At 73.8% G+C, this 16,345-nt stretch carries 12 protein-coding genes; 9 read left to right on the top strand and 3 right to left on the bottom strand.

The window, feature by feature from the left end:
* The first annotated feature begins 29 nt into the window (after window positions 1-29).
* The 3 genes from glgX (E0W78_RS07610) (at window position 30) to E0W78_RS07600 (ending at window position 5,085) form a co-directional block, all read left to right on the top strand.
* Window positions 30-2,150, top strand: a complete 2,121-nt coding sequence (glgX, locus tag E0W78_RS07610; protein ID WP_131403265.1) for a glycogen debranching protein GlgX — start codon at window positions 30-32, stop codon at window positions 2,148-2,150.
* Complete coding sequence (gene treY, locus E0W78_RS07605) at window positions 2,147-4,426, top strand: malto-oligosyltrehalose synthase (protein WP_131403264.1); 2,280 nt, start codon at window positions 2,147-2,149, stop codon at window positions 4,424-4,426. Before glgX (E0W78_RS07610) ends, treY begins: the two co-directional genes overlap by 4 nt.
* A 71-nt stretch (window positions 4,427-4,497) precedes the next feature.
* Window positions 4,498-5,085: a methyltransferase gene (locus tag E0W78_RS07600; RefSeq protein WP_131403263.1), complete on the top strand. Its 588-nt coding sequence runs from the start codon at window positions 4,498-4,500 to the stop codon at window positions 5,083-5,085.
* A gap of 233 nt (window positions 5,086-5,318) precedes the next feature.
* Here E0W78_RS07600 and E0W78_RS07595 read toward each other — a convergent pair whose 3' ends face one another.
* The gene (locus E0W78_RS07595) at window positions 5,319-6,509 is read right to left on the bottom strand and encodes a serine hydrolase (protein WP_131403262.1); all 1,191 of its coding nucleotides are present in this window, start codon (window positions 6,507-6,509) and stop codon (window positions 5,319-5,321) included.
* 112 nt (window positions 6,510-6,621) lie between these two features.
* On the opposite strand from E0W78_RS07595, the gene E0W78_RS07590 reads away from it, so the two are divergent.
* Together E0W78_RS07590 and treZ are read left to right on the top strand one after the other, a co-directional pair.
* The gene (locus tag E0W78_RS07590) at window positions 6,622-7,626 is read left to right on the top strand and encodes an aldo/keto reductase family protein (protein ID WP_131403261.1); all 1,005 of its coding nucleotides are present in this window, start codon (window positions 6,622-6,624) and stop codon (window positions 7,624-7,626) included.
* Window positions 7,623-9,350 (top strand): malto-oligosyltrehalose trehalohydrolase, encoded by a 1,728-nt coding sequence (treZ, locus tag E0W78_RS07585; protein WP_131403260.1) that lies wholly within the window; start codon window positions 7,623-7,625, stop codon window positions 9,348-9,350. The genes E0W78_RS07590 and treZ overlap by 4 nt, the downstream gene beginning before the upstream one ends.
* A 4-nt stretch (window positions 9,351-9,354) precedes the next feature.
* Here treZ and E0W78_RS07580 read toward each other — a convergent pair whose 3' ends face one another.
* Complete coding sequence (locus E0W78_RS07580; protein WP_131403259.1) at window positions 9,355-10,140, bottom strand: GNAT family N-acetyltransferase; 786 nt, start codon at window positions 10,138-10,140, stop codon at window positions 9,355-9,357.
* Entirely contained in the window at window positions 10,137-10,679 is a 543-nt protein-coding gene (locus E0W78_RS07575; RefSeq protein ID WP_131403258.1) for a CGNR zinc finger domain-containing protein, read from the bottom strand. The genes E0W78_RS07580 and E0W78_RS07575 overlap by 4 nt, the downstream gene beginning before the upstream one ends.
* A 39-nt stretch (window positions 10,680-10,718) precedes the next feature.
* On the opposite strand from E0W78_RS07575, the gene E0W78_RS07570 reads away from it, so the two are divergent.
* The 4 genes from E0W78_RS07570 (at window position 10,719) to glgX (E0W78_RS07555) (ending at window position 16,338) form a co-directional block, all read left to right on the top strand.
* Entirely contained in the window at window positions 10,719-11,690 is a 972-nt protein-coding gene (locus tag E0W78_RS07570) for a DMT family transporter (protein ID WP_131403257.1), read from the top strand.
* A gap of 60 nt (window positions 11,691-11,750) precedes the next feature.
* Window positions 11,751-12,305 carry a DinB family protein gene (locus tag E0W78_RS07565; RefSeq protein WP_131403256.1) on the top strand — a complete coding sequence of 185 codons (555 nt, stop codon included), beginning with the start codon at window positions 11,751-11,753 and terminating at the stop codon, window positions 12,303-12,305.
* A 46-nt stretch (window positions 12,306-12,351) separates the two neighbouring features.
* On the top strand, window positions 12,352-14,073 hold the full coding sequence (locus E0W78_RS07560; protein ID WP_242686273.1) for an AMP-binding protein: 1,722 nt from the start codon (window positions 12,352-12,354) through the stop codon (window positions 14,071-14,073).
* Window positions 14,074-14,214: 141 nt separating this feature from the next.
* Complete coding sequence (gene glgX, locus E0W78_RS07555; protein ID WP_131403255.1) at window positions 14,215-16,338, top strand: glycogen debranching protein GlgX; 2,124 nt, start codon at window positions 14,215-14,217, stop codon at window positions 16,336-16,338.
* Window positions 16,339-16,345: the final 7 nt, after the last annotated feature.

Genomic DNA, 16,345 nt, shown 5'->3' with positions numbered 1-16,345 from the left:
CGGCCGCGCGAACCCCGAGGGAGAACCCGTTGCGACCCTGGCCTGGACGTGCCTACCCGCTCGGCGCCACGTACGACGGCACCGGCACCAACTTCGCCCTGTTCTCGGAGGTCGCCGAGCGCGTCGAGCTGTGCCTCTTCGACGAGGCGGGCACCGAGACGCGGGTCCGCCTGGACGAGGTCGACGGCTTCGTCCACCACGGCTACCTGCCCGGTGTCGGGCCGGGCCAGCGCTACGGCTACCGCGTGCATGGGCCGTGCGACCCCGAGCAGGGCCTGCGCTGCAACCCCAACAAGCTGCTGATGGACCCGTACGCCAAGGCGTTCTCCCACGGCATCGACTGGGACGACTCGCTGTTCGCCTACGACTTCGACGACCACACCCAGCCCAACGACGCCGACTCGGCCGGGCACGTGCCGTACTCGCTCGTGACGAACCCGTACTTCGACTGGGCCAACGACCGCCCGCCGCGCACGCCGTACCACGAGACGGTGGTCTACGAGACGCACCTCAAGGGCATGACGATGACCCACCCGGGCGTCCCGGAGGACCTGCGCGGCACGTACGGCGGCCTCGCCCACCCGTCGGTGATCGCCTACCTGCGAGAGCTCGGCGTGACCGCCGTCGAGCTGCTGCCGGTGCACCAGTTCGTCACCGACCACTACCTGGTCGAGAAGGGCCTGAAGAACTACTGGGGCTACAACACGCTGGGCTTCTTCGCGCCGCACGACGCGTACGCCGCGACGCCGGGCCAGCAGGTCCAGGAGTTCAAGGGCATGGTCCGCGCCCTGCACGAGGCGGGCATCGAGGTCATCCTCGACGTCGTCTACAACCACACCGCGGAGGGCAACCACCTCGGCCCGACGCTGTCCATGCGCGGCATCGACAACCAGGCCTACTACCGCCTCGTCGACGACGACCCGCAGCACTACATGGACTACACCGGCACCGGCAACAGCCTCAACGTCGGCCACCCGCACACGCTGCAGCTGATCATGGACTCGCTGCGCTACTGGGTCACCGAGATGCACGTGGACGGCTTCCGGTTCGACCTCGCGTCCACGCTCGCCCGCGAGTTCTACGACGTCGACCGGCTGTCGGCGTTCTTCGAGCTCGTGCAGCAGGACCCGATCGTCAGCCAGGTCAAGCTCATCGCCGAGCCGTGGGACGTCGGGCCCGGCGGCTACCAGGTGGGCAACTTCCCGCCGCAGTGGACCGAGTGGAACGGCCAGTACCGCGACACCGTGCGCGACTTCTGGCGCGGCGAGCCGGCCACCCTCGGCGAGTTCGCGTCGCGCCTGACCGGCTCCTCGGACCTGTACCAGGACAACGGCCGCCGCCCGTACGCGTCGATCAACTTCGTCACCGCGCACGACGGCTTCACGCTCGCCGACCTGGTCTCGTACAACGAGAAGCACAACGAGGCCAACGGCGAGGAGGGCCGCGACGGCGCCGACGACAACCGCTCGTGGAACTGCGGCGTGGAGGGCCCGACCGACGACCCCGAGGTGCTCGAGCTGCGCGGCCGGCAGAGCCGCAACCTGCTGGCCACCATGCTGCTCAGCCAGGGCGTCCCGATGCTGCTGCACGGCGACGAGATGGGCCGCACCCAGGGCGGCAACAACAACGTCTACTGCCAGGACAACGAGATCGCCTGGGTCGACTGGGCGAAGGCGCGCGACAACGAGGACCTGCTGGAGTTCACGCAGGGCCTGACGAAGTTCCGCCGTCGCCACCCGGTCTTCCGCCGCCGCCGCTTCTTCCAGGGCAAGCCGATCCGCTCCGGCGACGAGCTGCGCGACATCGCCTGGTTCACGCCCGCCGGCGAGGAGATGAAGGCGCAGAACTGGGACGACGACTTCGGCAAGGCGATCGTGGTCTTCCTCAACGGCGACGCCATCGCCGACCTGGACGCCCGCGGCATCCGCGTCGTCGACGACTCCTTCCTCATGGCGTTCAACGCCCACTTCGAGGACATCGACCTGACGCTGCCCGACGGCCCGTACGGGAACGCCTGGGCGGTCGTGGTCGACACGTCCACCGGCCTGGTCCGGCACAAGCCGGGCGAGACGCTCGAGGCAGGCACGACGACCACGCTGCCGGCCCGCTCGCTGGTGGTGCTGCAGCGCGTGGGCGGGGCCGGTTCGTGACGACCCCGACGTCCACCTACCGGCTGCAGCTGCACCCCGGCTTCACGCTGGACGACGCGCTCGAGGTCGTGCCCTACCTGCACGACCTCGGCGTGGGCGCGCTGTACCTGTCGCCGGTCATGGAGGCCACGCCCGGCTCCACCCACGGCTACGACGTCACCGATCCCACCCGCGTGCGCGGCGAGCTCGGCGGCCCGGACGCGCTGCGACGCCTGGCCGAGGCGGCGCGCGAGCGCGGCATGGGCGTGGTCGTGGACGTCGTCCCGAACCACATGAGCGTCGAGGTGCCCAGCGCGAACCCGTGGTTCTGGGACGTCCTCACGCACGGCCGCGACTCGGCGTACGCGCACTACTTCGACGTCGACTGGTCGCGCCCGCGGCTGCTGCTCCCCGTGCTCGGCGACGACGCCGACGTCGCGGAGCTGCGCCTGGAGGACGGACGGCTGGCCTACTACGACCACCGCTTCCCGGTGGCGCCCGGCACCGAGGGCGGCAGCCCCCAGGACGTCCACGACCGCCAGCACTACGAGCTGGTCGGCTGGCGCCGGGGCAACGCCGAGCTCGGCTACCGGCGCTTCTTCGACATCACGTCGCTGGCCGCGGTGCGGGTCGAGCTCGAGGACGTCTTCGACGCCGTCCACGGCGAGATCCTGCGCTGGGTCGAGGAGGGGTTGGTCACCGGACTGCGCATCGACCACCCGGACGGCCTGGCCGACCCGACCGCGTACGCGCAGCGGCTGCGCGAGCGGGCGCCCGGCGCCTGGATCGTGGTCGAGAAGATCCTGCACCCCGGTGAGCACCTGCCGGCGTCCTGGCCGGTCGACGGCACCACCGGCTACGACGCCCTGAACGAGGTGGCCGGCGCGTTCTTCGACCCGACCGGGCGTGCCGCGCTCGCCGAGGCGGGGGAGCGGCTCGGCGTCCCGGCCGACTTCGGCGCGGTGCAGACCGACGCCCGCCGCATGGTCACCGACAGGATCCTCGTCGCCGAGGTGCGTCGCATCGCCGCCCTGCTCGACGGCGTCGACGCCGAGGCGGCCCGCCAGGCCGTCGCCGAGACGTTCGTGGCCCACCGGGTCTACCGGTCGTACCTGCCCGAGGGCGCGGACGACTGGGCGGCTGCGATCGGCACCGCCCGCGACCGGCGCCCCGACCTGGCCGAGGCGCTGGACGCCCTCGACGCCCAGGTGACGCGCGACCCGCACGGCGAGCTGGCCACCCGCGTCCAGCAGACGTCCGGCATGGTCGTGGCCAAGGGCACCGAGGACACGACGTTCTACCGCGCCACGACGTTCGCCGCCGCCAACGAGGTCGGTGGCACGGGTGGCTGGTGGGCGCACGACCGCGAGGGCTGGGAGCGGGCCGCGACGCGGCGGTCCGAGCACGAGCCGGCCGCGATGACCGCGCTCACCACCCACGACACCAAGCGCTCCGAGGACACCCGGGCCCGCGTGAACGCCCTGTCGCAGCTGGCCGAGCCGTGGCGCGACGCCGTCGGCGCCTGGTCCGAGCGGGCCGGCCTCGACGAGCCGTCGCTGGACGCGCTCGCCTGGCAGACGCTCGTGGCCGCGTGGCCGGCGTCGGACGACCGGCTCGCCGACTACCTGCTCAAGGCCGCCCGCGAGGGCAAGGTGCGCACCACCTGGACCGAGACCGACGAGGCCTTCGAGGAGCAGGTGCGGGCCTGGCCCGCGCGCGTCCGCGAGGACACCGCGCTGGTCGGCGAGGTCGAGGCGTTCGTCGACCGGCTGCGTCCGCTCGGCTGGTCCGACGCGCTGGGACAGAAGCTGCTCCAGCTCGCCGGACCCGGCGTGCCGGACGTCTACCAGGGCACCGAGCTGTGGGACCTGTCGCTCGTCGACCCCGACAACCGGCGCCCGGTCGACTACGCCGTCCGCCGCGATCTGCTCGCCGGCATCGACGCGGGGGCCCAGCCGGAGGTGGACGACGAGGGGGTGGCCAAGCTGCTGCTCACCGCCCGCGTCCTGCGCCTGCGCCGCGAGCGGCCGGACCTGTTCGACGGGTTCGAGCACGTCCCGGCGATGGGCGCCGCGGCCGGCCACGCGCTGGCCTTCCGCCGCCACCCGGACCTGGTCGCCGTGGCGACCGTCGGCAGCGGCGCGCTGGCCGACGCGGGGGGCTGGCAGGACGCGGCGCTGGAGCTCGGAGCGGGCACCTGGACGGACGTCCTGACCGGCCGCGAGCACGCCGGACCGCGGGTCCCGCTGGCCGACCTGACCGCCGTGTACCCGGTGGCCCTGGTGACTCGCAAGTAACCGACCCGGCCCGATTTCCCCTGGAACGGCGGGCGTAACGTGGTGGGGTCCCCGACGATCAGGAGAGCGTGATGACTGCCCCCAACCCCGTGTCCATGGAACGACTCGCCGAGGTCGGAGCCTCGCACGTGTGCGACGTCCGCGGTGGCGAGGGCGCCCTCGACGGGGGCATCCGACCGGTCTGGCGCGGCCCCTCGTTCGCCGGTCCGGCCCGCACCGTGATCGCCCCGGCCGGCCACAACGCGGCCGTCCGCGCGGCGGCCGCCGAGGCCCAGCCCGGCGAGGTGCTCGTCGTCTCGGGCGCCGGCTTCACCAGCCGGGCGGTCGTCGGCGACCTGATCGGCCGCCGCCTGCTCGAGGCCGGCGTCATCGGCGTCGTCGTCGACGGTGCGGTGCGCGACGTCGCAGGCTTCGAGATGCTCGGCCTGCCGGTCTACGCCCGGGCCACGTGCCCGGCCGGCCCGCTGCCCGGCAACGACGGCGAGACCCAGGTCATCGTCGGCGTGGGCGGCCAGGTCGTCCGCCCCGGTGACGTCGTCGTCGCCGACGCCGACGGTGTCGCGATCATCCCGGCCGAGGAGCTGACCGACGTCGCGACCCGCGCGGACGCCGCCGAGCAGCACGAGCGCCAGTTCCTCGAGGCCACCTACGCCCACTGAGGGTCCCGCTCCCTGAGGCGCCGGCCCGCTCCCTGAGGCGCCACTCCGCTCCCTGAGTCTGTCGAAGGGACGCCTCGACAGGCTCGACGACCGGACCCGCACCGCTCCCTGAGGTGCCACTCCGCTTCCTGAGCCGGTCGAAGGGACGCCTCGACAGGCTCGGCGAGCGGACCCGCACCGCTCCCTGAGCCGCCGGCCCGCTCCCTGAGCCTGTCGAAGGGACGCCCGAGCGGTCAGGTCCGTCCGGCCAGGTGCTCGCCGAGCCGCAGCAGCGCCGGCACGACCGGCGGCTGCGGCACGGCGGGCGAGACCACCTGCGACGCCAGGTGCACCGCCACCAGGTCGAGGCCGGGCGAGACGAGCAGCCGCTGGCCGTGGATGCCGCTGGCCATGAACGAGCCGTACGGATCGTTCAGCACCCACCACAGGTCGTGGTACGACAGCGTGGCCGGCGAGTCCGCCGGCGCGGCCGGCAGCCGGACGCGCTGCGGGTAGCCCGGCGGCACACCGTCGACGATGGTGGTCGCGACCTCCTCGGGCACGACCTGCCGGTCGCCCACGGCGCCACCGGTGCGCAGCATCTCGCCGAGCCGGGCCATGTCGCGCGCGGTGGCGCTGAACCCGCCGCAGGCCGCCTCGACCCCGTCGCCGTCGACGACGTAGTAGGCGTCCTCCTCCGCCCCGAGGCGCGACCACAGCACCTGCGACACCAGGTCGGACGTGGTCGTCCCGCTCACGGCGCGGAGCACGGCGGCGAGCGCCTCGACGTTGCCGTTCTCGTAGCAGAACTCCTCGCCGGGAGCGCCGGTCGCGCGGGCCGTCATGAGGTGCTCGCGGATCGTCTCGGGCCCGCGGTAGTCGTGCGGACGCAGCCCGGGCGCGATGACCGCCTGGTAGCGCAGCGCCTCCATCGGCTTGTCGAACGGGCGTCCGGCGTAGGAGACCCGGGTGCCCATGTGCAGCAGGTCCTGCACGCGAGCCTCGCCGAACGCCGTGCCGGCGAGCTCGGGGACGTAGTGCGCCGCCGTCCGCTCGCGGTCGAGCAGGCCGCGGTGGGCCAGGGTGGCGGCGACGAGCCCGAGGTAGGACTTCGCGGCGGACGCGTTGAAGTGCGGGTCGTGCGGCCGCGTGCCGTGCCGGTGCTGCTCGTGCACCACCTCGCCGCGGTGCAGCACGACGAGCGCGTCGGTGTGGGCGGCGGCGAGCAGCGGCTCGAGCCGCAGCGGCCCGGACGGGGTGTCGACGAGGTCCAGGTCGTCCACCGCGACGGGGCGCTCCGGCAGCGGCCGGGCGGGCCCGGTCCCGCGCCAGACCCGGCGGGTGGGCGACAGCTCGCGCCCGGCGGTGGTGAACCGGCGGACCCAGGCCGGGTCGGTGTAGCCGCGGTTCCAGCGCAGGTCGCTCAGCGGGGCGGTGGGGAGCATGCGGACCTCTCCGGTGGGGACGGCGGACGTGGCGACGATACTGGACAGAGTGTCCAGAAGTGCGAGAGCTCGTCGCCGCGCCGACCGCGCCGGGCGCACCTAGCCTGGACGCATGGACTTCCGGTACCTCGGCCGCAGCGGCCTCAAGATCAGCGAGATCATCTACGGCAACTGGCTGACCCACGGGTCGCAGGTCGAGAACGACGCGGCCATCGCCTGCGTGCGGGCCGCGCTCGACGCCGGCATCACCAGCTTCGACACCGCGGACACCTACGCCAACGGCGCCGCCGAGACGGTGCTCGGCGAGGCCCTCAAGGGTGAGCGCCGCGAGTCGCTGGAGATCTTCACGAAGGTCTACTGGCCGGTCGGGCCCAAGGGCAAGAACGACGTCGGCCTCTCGCGCAAGCACGTCCTGGAGGGCATCGACGCGAGCCTGCGCCGTCTCGGCACCGACTACGTCGACCTCTACCAGGCGCACCGCTACGACCACGAGACGCCGCTGGAGGAGACGATGCAGGCGTTCGCCGACGTCGTCCGGTCCGGCAAGGCGCTCTACGTCGGCGTGAGCGAGTGGGACGCCGAGCAGCTGCGGGCCGGGCACGCGCTGGCCCAGGACCTGGGCTTCCAGCTCATCTCCAACCAGCCCCAGTACTCGATGCTCTGGCGGGTCATCGAGGGCGAGGTCGTCCCGGCCTCCCGCGAGCTCGGCGTCTCGCAGATCGTCTGGTCGCCGATCGCCCAGGGCGTCCTGACCGGCAAGTACCAGCCCGGCCAGGCCCCGCCGGAGGGCTCGCGCGCCACGGACGAGAAGGGCGGCGCGCAGATGATCTCGCGCTTCATGCGCGACGAGGTGCTCGAGGCCGTCCAGCGGCTCCGGCCGATCGCCGACGACCTCGGCGTCGAGCTGGCCCAGCTGGCCGTCGCCTGGGTGCTGGCCAACGACAACGTCGCCGGCGCCATCGTCGGCGCCTCGCGGCCCGAGCAGGTCACGGCCAACGCCGCGGCCGCCGGGCTGAAGCTGGAGGCGGACGTGCTCAAGGCGGTCGACGAGGTGCTCGGCGACCTGCCCGAGACCGACCCGGCCAAGACGGTCTCGCCCGAGACCCGCCCGGCATGACGTACGGGGTCTGGGCGCCGCTGCTCGAGCGCGTCCGCGTGCAGGTCGACGGCGACGTCCACGAGATGAGCCGTGACACCGCCGGCTGGTGGCAGACGGACGTGCCGGAGCGGGCCGGGGCGCGCTACGCCTACCTGCTCGGCGACGACGAGCAGCCGCTCCCGGACCCCCGCTCGCGCCGCCAGCCCGACGGCGTCCACGAGGCGTCCGAGGTCTACGACCACGACGCGTTCGCCTGGACCGACGACGGCTGGACCGGACGCCAGCTGGCCGGCTCGGTGCTCTACGAGATGCACGTCGGCACGTTCACAACGGGCGGGACGTTCGACAGCGCCGTGGAGCGGCTCGACCACCTGGTCGACCTGGGCGTCGACCTGGTGGAGGTGCTGCCGGTCAACTCCTTCGACGGTCCGCGCGGCTGGGGCTACGACGGGGTGCTGTGGGGCGCGGTGCACGAGCCGTACGGCGGGCCGGACGGCTTCAAGCGCTTCGTCGACGCCTGCCACGCCCGCGGCCTCGGCGTGGTGCTCGACGTCGTCTACAACCACCTCGGCCCGTCGGGTGCCTACCTGGACCGGTTCGGGCCCTACTTCGCCGGCCAGAACGACTGGGGCCCGGGCCTCAACCTCGACGGCGAGCACTCCGACGAGGTGCGTCGCTACGTCGTCGACAACGCGCTGTCGTGGCTGCGCGACTTCCACGTCGACGGGCTGCGGCTGGACGCGGTCCACGCGCTGGTCGACCAGCGGGCCGTGCACGTGCTCGAGCAGCTGGCCGAGGAGGTCGAGGCGCTCTCGGCCGGCCTCGGACGTCCGCTGTCGCTCGTGGCCGAGTCCGACCGCAACGACCCGCGCACGGTCACCTCGCGCGAGCGCGGCGGCCTGGGCATGGACGCCCAGTGGGCCGACGACGTCCACCACGCGCTGCACGTGCGGCTGACCGGCGAGACGTCCGGCTACTACGGCGACTTCGCCGCCCACGGCGCGCTGGCCACCACGCTGCGCCAGGCGTTCTTCCACGCCGGCACCTACTCGACCTTCCGTGGCCGCACCCACGGCCGCCCGGTCGACGTGACGACCGTGCCCGGCGCGCGGTTCGTGGTCTACACCCAGACCCACGACCAGGTCGGGAACCGCGCCACCGGCGACCGGCTCGCGGCCACGCTGTCGCCCGGGCTGCTCGGCTGCGCGGCCGCGGTCGTCCTGCTCGGGCCGTACACGCCGATGCTGTTCATGGGCGAGGAGTGGGCGGCCAGCACGCCGTGGCAGTTCTTCGCCTCCTTCCCCGACCCCGAGCTGGGCGAGGCCGTGCGCACGGGCCGGCGGCGCGAGTTCGGCCGGCACGGGTGGGACGAGCACGACGTGCCCGACCCCATGGACGTCGCCACGTTCGAGCGCTCGACCCTGCGCTGGGACGAGCGCGAGCAGGGCGTCCACGCCGACGTGCTCGGCGTCTACCGCGCGCTCCTCGCCCTGCGGCGCGCCCACCCGGAGCTGGCCGACCCGTCGCTGACCCGGTTCGCGGTCGAGACGGCCGACGACGACTCCTGGCTCGTCCTGCAGCGCGGCGACCTGCGGGTCGCGGTGTGCTTCGGGCCCGGTGCGGTCGTCCCGCTCGACGCCGTCGTCGACGGGGTGCTGCTGGCCCCCGACGGCGCGGAGCCCGGCGACGGCGGCGTCCGTCTCGGGGCGGAGTCGTTCGCGGTCGTGCGCGTGCGCCGCTGACCGCTCAGCCGCGGACGAGCTCGAGCTCGATCTCGGTGGGGTAGGGCGGGAACTCCGCGCGCTGCGTGCGTCCGGTCGGGCGCCATCCGCGGTGCTCGTAGACCTGACGCGCCCGGTGGTTCTCGGCCAGGACCCACAGGGCCGGACGTTGTGCGGTCGCCGTCGCCTCGGCCAGCAGGCGCGTGCCCAGGCCGGACCGCCAGTGCTCGGGCCGCACGCCCAGGTGCAGCACCCGCTCGCCGCGCCAGGCGACGAACGCGGCGAGGCGACGTCCGCCGGCCGGGTCGTCGACCACGCGGACGTCGACGGCCGGCTCGGCCAGCTCGTGCCGCCAGCGCGCCAGCACCTCCGCCGACGGGTACGGGTACTCGTCGGGCGGGAAGACGTGCGGCAGGGCGGCGGTCATCGCGGACCGCTCGACGTCCATGAGCTGCTCGGCGTCGCCGGCCCGGGCCGGGCGGGACGCCGGCTCGGGCCGGGCGCGCCACCAGTGGTCGGCGGCGGTCTCGACCCGGCGCACGGTGACGTCGCCGCTGGCGGCCAGGCACCCGGTGGCCGACAGCGCCGCGACCGTCTCGCGGTAGCCCTGGCTCGCCTCGAACGCGGCGAGGGCGGCCTCGTCGCGCCAGAACGTGACGACCTCCCGGTCGAGCCCGTCCGCCACGGCGAAGGCGAACCCCTCGCAGCCCGCCGCGTCCTGGAACATGCGGCGCGAGCGGGTGCGGGCGAAGTCGTCGTAGACGTCCTCGGTGCCGGGCGCCAGGGTGGCGCGCCACGTCCGCAGGATCACTGCTCCGCCCTCGCCTGACGGGCCCGGTAGGCGGCGACGGCGTTGCGGTTGCTGCACGCGGTGCTGCAGAAGCGCCGGGAGCGGTTGCGCGACAGGTCGAGCACGAGTCCCTCGCAGGTGTCGTCGGCGCACACGCCCAGGCGGGACGTCTCGTCGGCGCGGATGACGTCGATCATCGCCATCGCGGTCTCGACCAGGATGCGCGTGGCCAGGGGACGCTCGTCGTCGACCGCGTGCAGGTGCCAGTCGGTGCTGCCGTGCCGCACGAGCTGGGGGAGCGCCGCGTTGTCGCGGAGCATCGCGTTGACGTGCTCGACGGCCTCGTCGCGCGGGCTGGTGAGCAGGACGCGCAGGGCCGGGCGGATGGCCCGCACCGCGGCGAGCTCGGCCTCGTCCCGGGTCAGGGCGCCGGTGTACTCGTACCCCTCGTAGAACGCCACCAGGTCGTCGACCGTCGTCAGCGTGTCCGGCTCCAGCGCGGAGTTGGCCAGCTCGACGGCCGCCCGCAGGGCCTCGCTCGTGTCATCGGCGAAATGCATGTTGACACCTTACAAGGCGCGGTCCTAGTGTCATGTGTCATGACCGCCTTGACCGATGACACCACGTCGACGCCGACGTCCCGCGTCGCCTCCGGCGTGGGCCTGGCCCTGCTGTCGGCGGTCAGCTTCGGGCTGTCCGGCCCGCTCGCCAAGAGCCTCATCGAGACCGGCTGGTCGGCGGGCTCGGCGGTGCTCGTGCGCGTGCTGGTCGCGGCCGGCGTGCTGCTGGTCCCGGCGCTGCTCGCGCTGCGTGGACGCTGGACGGTGCTGCGCCGCCACGGTGCGACGATCGCCGCCTACGGCTTGGTCGCCGTGGCGGGCTGCCAGCTGGCGTACTTCCAGGCGGTCGCCCGCATGGAGGTCGGCCCGGCCCTGCTCATCGAGTTCATGTCGCCGGTCGCGGTGATCGGCTGGCTGTGGCTGCGCCACGGTCAGCGTCCCGGCCGGCTCACCGTCACCGGCGCCCTGGCGGCCATCGCCGGCCTGGTGCTCGTCATCGACCTGCTGTCGGGCGCGGCCGTGGACGTCGTCGGCGTGCTGTGGGCGCTCGGTGCCATGACCGGCGCCGCCGTCTACTGGATCGTCTCGGCCGGCGACGACGGCGACCTGCCCGGCGTCGTCCTGGCCGCGGGTGGGCTGCTGGTCGGCGGGCTGGCCCTGCTGGTGGCCGGCCTCGTGGGCGTCCTGCACCTGGACGTGTCCGCGTCCGACGTCGTCCTGGCCGACACGTCGCTGCCGTGGTGGTTCGCGGTCGGCGCGCTCGGCGTCGTCACCGCGGCGCTCTCCTACGTGCTGGGCATCGCGGCGGTCCGCCGGCTCGGCTCCCGGCTGGCGTCGTTCGTCGGGCTGAGCGAGGCGCTCGCCGGCGTGGTGCTGGCCTGGCTGCTGCTGGGCGAGCAGCCCCGCGCGGTGCAGGTCGCCGGTGGCGCGCTCGTCCTGGCCGGCGTCGTGCTCGTCCGCCTCGGCGAGCCGCGGCCGGTCGCCCCGCCCGTGGCGACGCCGGTCGACTGACCCCGCCGGATCCCCGGCCCCGGGGGTGCAGGCGACCGGCGGTTCCGCCACGCTGTGCCCATGACTGGCTCCAGGTACCCCGGCTTCACCGTCGATCCCGAGACCGACCCCCGCCCCGGCGACCCGGTCATGGGCGGCGAGCGCGAGACGCTCGAGGAGTACCTGCGGTACTACCGGCTCACCCTCGCGGTGAAGTGCGACGGCCTGGATTCCGAGCAGCTCGCCCGCCGCTCCGTGCCCCCGTCGACGATGTCGCTGCTCGGACTCGTCCGGCACATGGCGTGGGTCGAGCAGCACTGGTTCCACGTCGTCATGAACGGCGAGGACGTCGCGCGGCACTTCGAGCGCGAGGGCGCGAGCGACCCCGAGTTCGACGGCGCGGTGGCCGACGACGGCGTGGTCGACGAGGCCTTCCGGCTCTGGCACGAGGAGATCGAGCACGCCGAGCGCTTCGTCGAGCGGGCCGAGAGCCTCGACGTCGTGGGCCACCACCCGCGCACGGGCGCCGCGATCAACCTGCGCGAGGTGCTCGTGCACATGATCGAGGAGTACGCCCGGCACTGCGGCCACGCCGACCTGCTGCGCGAGTGCATCGACGGGGCGACCGGCGAGTGAACGGCGAGACGCCGGTCACAGCGCCCCCGTCCCTAGACTCGGCCGGGTGGAGAGGAGCACCACCGTGCTGAAGGACCGTCCCTGGCTGTCGAGCTACCCCGTGGGCGTGCCCGCGAACGTCGAGGTGCCCGACGAGCCGGTGACCGCCGGCCTGCGCCGTGCTGCCGAGCAGTGGCCCGACCGGGTCGCCGTCGACTTCCTGGGCGCGAGCACCACGTTCGCCGACCTGGACGAGCGCATCCGCAAGGCGTCCGGCGCCCTGCGCGCCCTCGGCGTCCAGCGCGGCGACCGCGTCGCCCTGGTGATGCCGAACTGCACCTCGCACGTCGTCGCCTTCCACGCCGTGCTGCGGCTCGGCGCCGTGGCGGTCGAGCACAACCCGACCTACACCGCCGACGAGCTGCGGCACCAGCTCGCCGACAGCGGCGCGACCACCGCGCTCGTCTGGCAGCACGTCGTGGGCACGGTCGTGGACGCCCAGGACGGCACCGACCTGCGTCGGGTCGTCTCCGTCGACGTCTCGCGCGACCTGCCGCGCGCGTCCCGCGTCGCGCTGAAGCTGCCCGTGGCCAAGGCTCGTCAGACCCGCGAGGCGCTCACCGGCCCCGTGCCCGACGGCGTCCCGGACTGGCACCGGCTCGTCGCCAAGGCCTCGCCCCTGGACGTCCAGCCGCCCGCGTCCGGCGACGTCGCGCTGCTGCAGTACACCGGTGGCACGACCGGCACGCCCAAGGCGGCCGTGCTGACCCACCGCAACCTCGTGGCCAACGTCGTCCAGGGCTTCACCTGGGCCGGCTTCCGCCAGGGCGAGGAGACGGTCTACGGCATCCTGCCGTTCTTCCACGCCTTCGGGCTCACGTTCTGCCTGACGCTGCCGGGCTACATCGGCGCGACGCTGGTCGCCTTCCCGCAGTTCGACCCGGCGTCCGTCGTCGCGGCCCAGCGCCGCCGCCCGGCGACCTTCCTGCCCGGCGTCGCCCCGATGTTCGACCGGGTGCTGGACGCGCTCGACGCGGCGAGCAAGAAGCCGGCCGACGGCGTCCGCTCGATCCGGGTCTCGTTCGCCGGCGCCATGCCGATCAGCAAGGCGACGGCCGACCGCTGGGAGTCCGCCACCGGCGGGCTGCTCATCGAGGGCTACGGCATGACCGAGGCCTCGCCGATCGCGCTGGGCAACCCGTGCTCGGACCGCCGCCGTCCGGGCACGCTCGGCCTGCCGTTCCCGAGCACCGACATCCGCGTCGTGTCGCAGGACGACCCCACCGTGGACGTCTCGGCCGAGGACGACGACACGCTCCGCGGCGAGCTGCTGCTGCGCGGCCCGCAGGTCTTCCAGGGCTACTGGAACCGGCCCGAGGAGACCGAGCACCAGCTGCTCGAGGGCGGCTGGCTGCGCACCGGCGACGTCGTCGTGGTCGAGCCCGACGGCTGGACGACCCTGGTCGACCGGGTCAAGGAGATGATCATCGTCGGCGGGTTCAAGGTCTACCCGTCGCAGGTCGAGGACCACCTGCGGACGATGCCCGGCGTGCAGGACGTCGCCGTGGTCGGCCTGCCGACCGACGACGGCGAGGAGGTCGCCGCGGCCCTGGTCATGGAGACCGGCGCGCCGACCCCCGACCTGGCCGCCGTCCGCGCGTGGGCCGAGCAGCGCCTGCCGCGCTACGCCCTGCCCCGCTCGGTGCACGTGCTCGACGACCTGCCCCGCTCGCAGATCGGCAAGGTGCTGCGCCGCCTGGTCCGCGAGAAGCTCCTCCACCGCGACTGACCCACGTCCCCGCGAGGGTCACCTTCGCGCTGAGTGTGACGTTCCGGGGGTGGATCGGGCCGATCGGCCCCCGGAACGTCACACTCAGCGGGAACCTCGCACCACCTGCGGGGTGAGGGACCGGCTGCGAGGATGGACGCCATGGCGATCCGACCCGCGTCCGACACCCAGGTGCTCCCCGGCCGCCCGTTCCCGCTGGGCGCCCACCCCGAGGCCGGCGGCGTCCGGTTCGCGGTGACGTCCGCCGTCGCCGAGCGCGTCGAGGTGTGCCTCGTCGACGACGACGGCAGCGAGCGCCGGGTCGAGCTGACCGAGCGGACGTTCGGCGTCTGGCACGGCCTGGTCCCCGGCGTCACGCCCGGCCAGCGCTACGGCTACCGCGTCCACGGCCCGTACGACCCCTCGCGCGGCCTGCGCTGCAACCCGAACAAGCTGCTCGTCGACCCCTACGCCCGGCGCATCAGCGGCACGCTCAGCTCGCCGGCCGCCGCCCGCGGCTACGTCGGCGACCCCGGGCGCGGACGTCCGTCGCCGACCGACTCGCTGGGCAGCGTCCCGCTCTCGGTCGTCACCTCGCCGGGTGGCCCCGACACCGGCGTGAAGCCGGAGGTGCCGTTCGAGGAGACCGTCGTCTACGAGCTGCACGTCCGCGGGTTCACCAAGCAGCACCCGGACATCCCCGAGCACCTGCGCGGCACCTACCTCGGCCTGGCCCACCCGGTCGCGATCGAGCACCTCACCCGGCTCGGCGTCACGGCGGTCGAGCTGCTGCCGGTCCACTCGTTCGTCGACGAGCCGTCGCTGACCCGCCGCGGCCGGCACAACTACTGGGGCTACTCGCCGCTGGGCTACTTCGCGCCGCACGCCGCCTACGCCAGCGAGCCGGGCCGCGAGGTCGAGGAGTTCCGCACCATGGTCGCGGCGCTCCACGCCGCCGGCATCGAGGTCATCCTCGACGTCGTCTACAACCACACCTGCGAGGCCGGGCCCGAAGGGCCGACCCTGAGCTTCCGCGGCCTGGACGCGCCGGCGTACTACCTGCACGACCAGCGCGGGTACATGGCCGACATCACCGGCTGCGGCAACACCATCGAGGCCGCGTCGCCCACCGTCGTCCGGCTGGTCACCGACTCGCTGCGCTACTGGGCGACCGAGATGGGGGTCGACGGCTTCCGGTTCGACCTGGCCAGCACGCTCGGACGTCCGCACGGCGGGTTCTTCGACCGTGACTCCACGATGCTCACCGCGATCACCGCCGACCCGGTGCTGTCGCGCTGCAAGCTGATCGCCGAGCCCTGGGACGCCACGGGCGAGGGCTACCGGGTCGGCGACTTCGGCGCCCAGTGGGCCGAGTGGAACGGGCGCTACCGCGACACCGTGCGTGACTTCTGGCGCGGCCAGGACACCGTCCGCGAGCTCGCGTCGCGGCTCTCGGGCAGCTCGGACCTGTACGACCACAACCTGCGCCGGCCGTGGCAGTCGGTCAACTTCGTCACGGCCCACGACGGGTTCACCCTGCGCGACCTGGTCTCGTACGACCGCAAGCACAACGAGGCGAACGGGGAGGACAACCGCGACGGCACCGACGACAACCGCTCCTGGAACCACGGGGTCGAGGGCGAGACCCGCGACCCTGAGGTGCGGGCGCTGCGGGCGCGCCAGGCCCGCAACCTGCTGGCGACGCTGCTGCTGTCGACCGGAACGCCGATGTTCGTGGCCGGCGACGAGCGCTGGCGCACGCAGAAGGGCAACAACAACGCCTATTGCCTGGACGACGAGACGTCCTGGGTCGACTGGAGCCCGTCCGACGACGCCGAGGCGATGCTCGAGTTCACCCGCCGGGTCGTGCGGCTGCGCGCGGAGAGCCCCGCGCTGCGCCAGCCGGAGTTCTTCGACGGACGCCAGACGCCCACCGGCCGCCCCGACCTCATCTGGCTCGGTCCCGACGGCGCCGAGCTGACCGAGGCCGACTGGTTCGCCGAGCGCCGGTTCCTGGGCATGTGGGTCGACGGCTCCAACAGCCAGTCGCGCACCCGCGAGGGCGAGCTGGTCGCCGACCACTCGTGGCTGCTGCTGCTCAACGCCCAGGCCGAGGAGGTCGAGGCGACCCTGCCCGGCGAGGAGTTCGGCACGTCCTTCACCCCGGTGCTCGACACCCGGTCGCTCGACGGCGTCCCGGCCGACGCGACGACGCTCGCACCCGGCGCCCGCCTCACGGTGGCCGCCCGCTCGCTCCTGCTGCTGCGCGTCCCCCGCGAGGCCTGAGCGCGGC

The organism is Aeromicrobium sp. IC_218 (assembly GCF_004336805.1).
Lineage (GTDB): Bacteria > Actinomycetota > Actinomycetes > Propionibacteriales > Nocardioidaceae > Aeromicrobium.
Note: the sequence above shows the minus strand (reverse complement) of the source record. Positions and strands in the feature narration are given on the sequence as shown.

Bases quoted from the DNA above. Each gene is read 5' to 3' on its own strand.
- E0W78_RS07600 (WP_131403263.1), top strand. From the start codon at position 4,498: ATGACTGCCCCCAACCCCGTGTCCATGGAACGACTCGCCGAGGTCGGA.
- E0W78_RS07595 (WP_131403262.1), bottom strand. From the start codon at position 6,509: ATGCTCCCCACCGCCCCGCTGAGCGACCTGCGCTGGAACCGCGGCTAC.
- E0W78_RS07590 (WP_131403261.1), top strand. From the start codon at position 6,622: ATGGACTTCCGGTACCTCGGCCGCAGCGGCCTCAAGATCAGCGAGATC.
- treZ (WP_131403260.1), top strand. From the start codon at position 7,623: ATGACGTACGGGGTCTGGGCGCCGCTGCTCGAGCGCGTCCGCGTGCAG.
- E0W78_RS07575 (WP_131403258.1), bottom strand. From the start codon at position 10,679: ATGCATTTCGCCGATGACACGAGCGAGGCCCTGCGGGCGGCCGTCGAG.
- E0W78_RS07570 (WP_131403257.1), top strand. From the start codon at position 10,719: ATGACCGCCTTGACCGATGACACCACGTCGACGCCGACGTCCCGCGTC.
- E0W78_RS07565 (WP_131403256.1), top strand. From the start codon at position 11,751: ATGACTGGCTCCAGGTACCCCGGCTTCACCGTCGATCCCGAGACCGAC.
- glgX (WP_131403255.1), top strand. From the start codon at position 14,215: ATGGCGATCCGACCCGCGTCCGACACCCAGGTGCTCCCCGGCCGCCCG.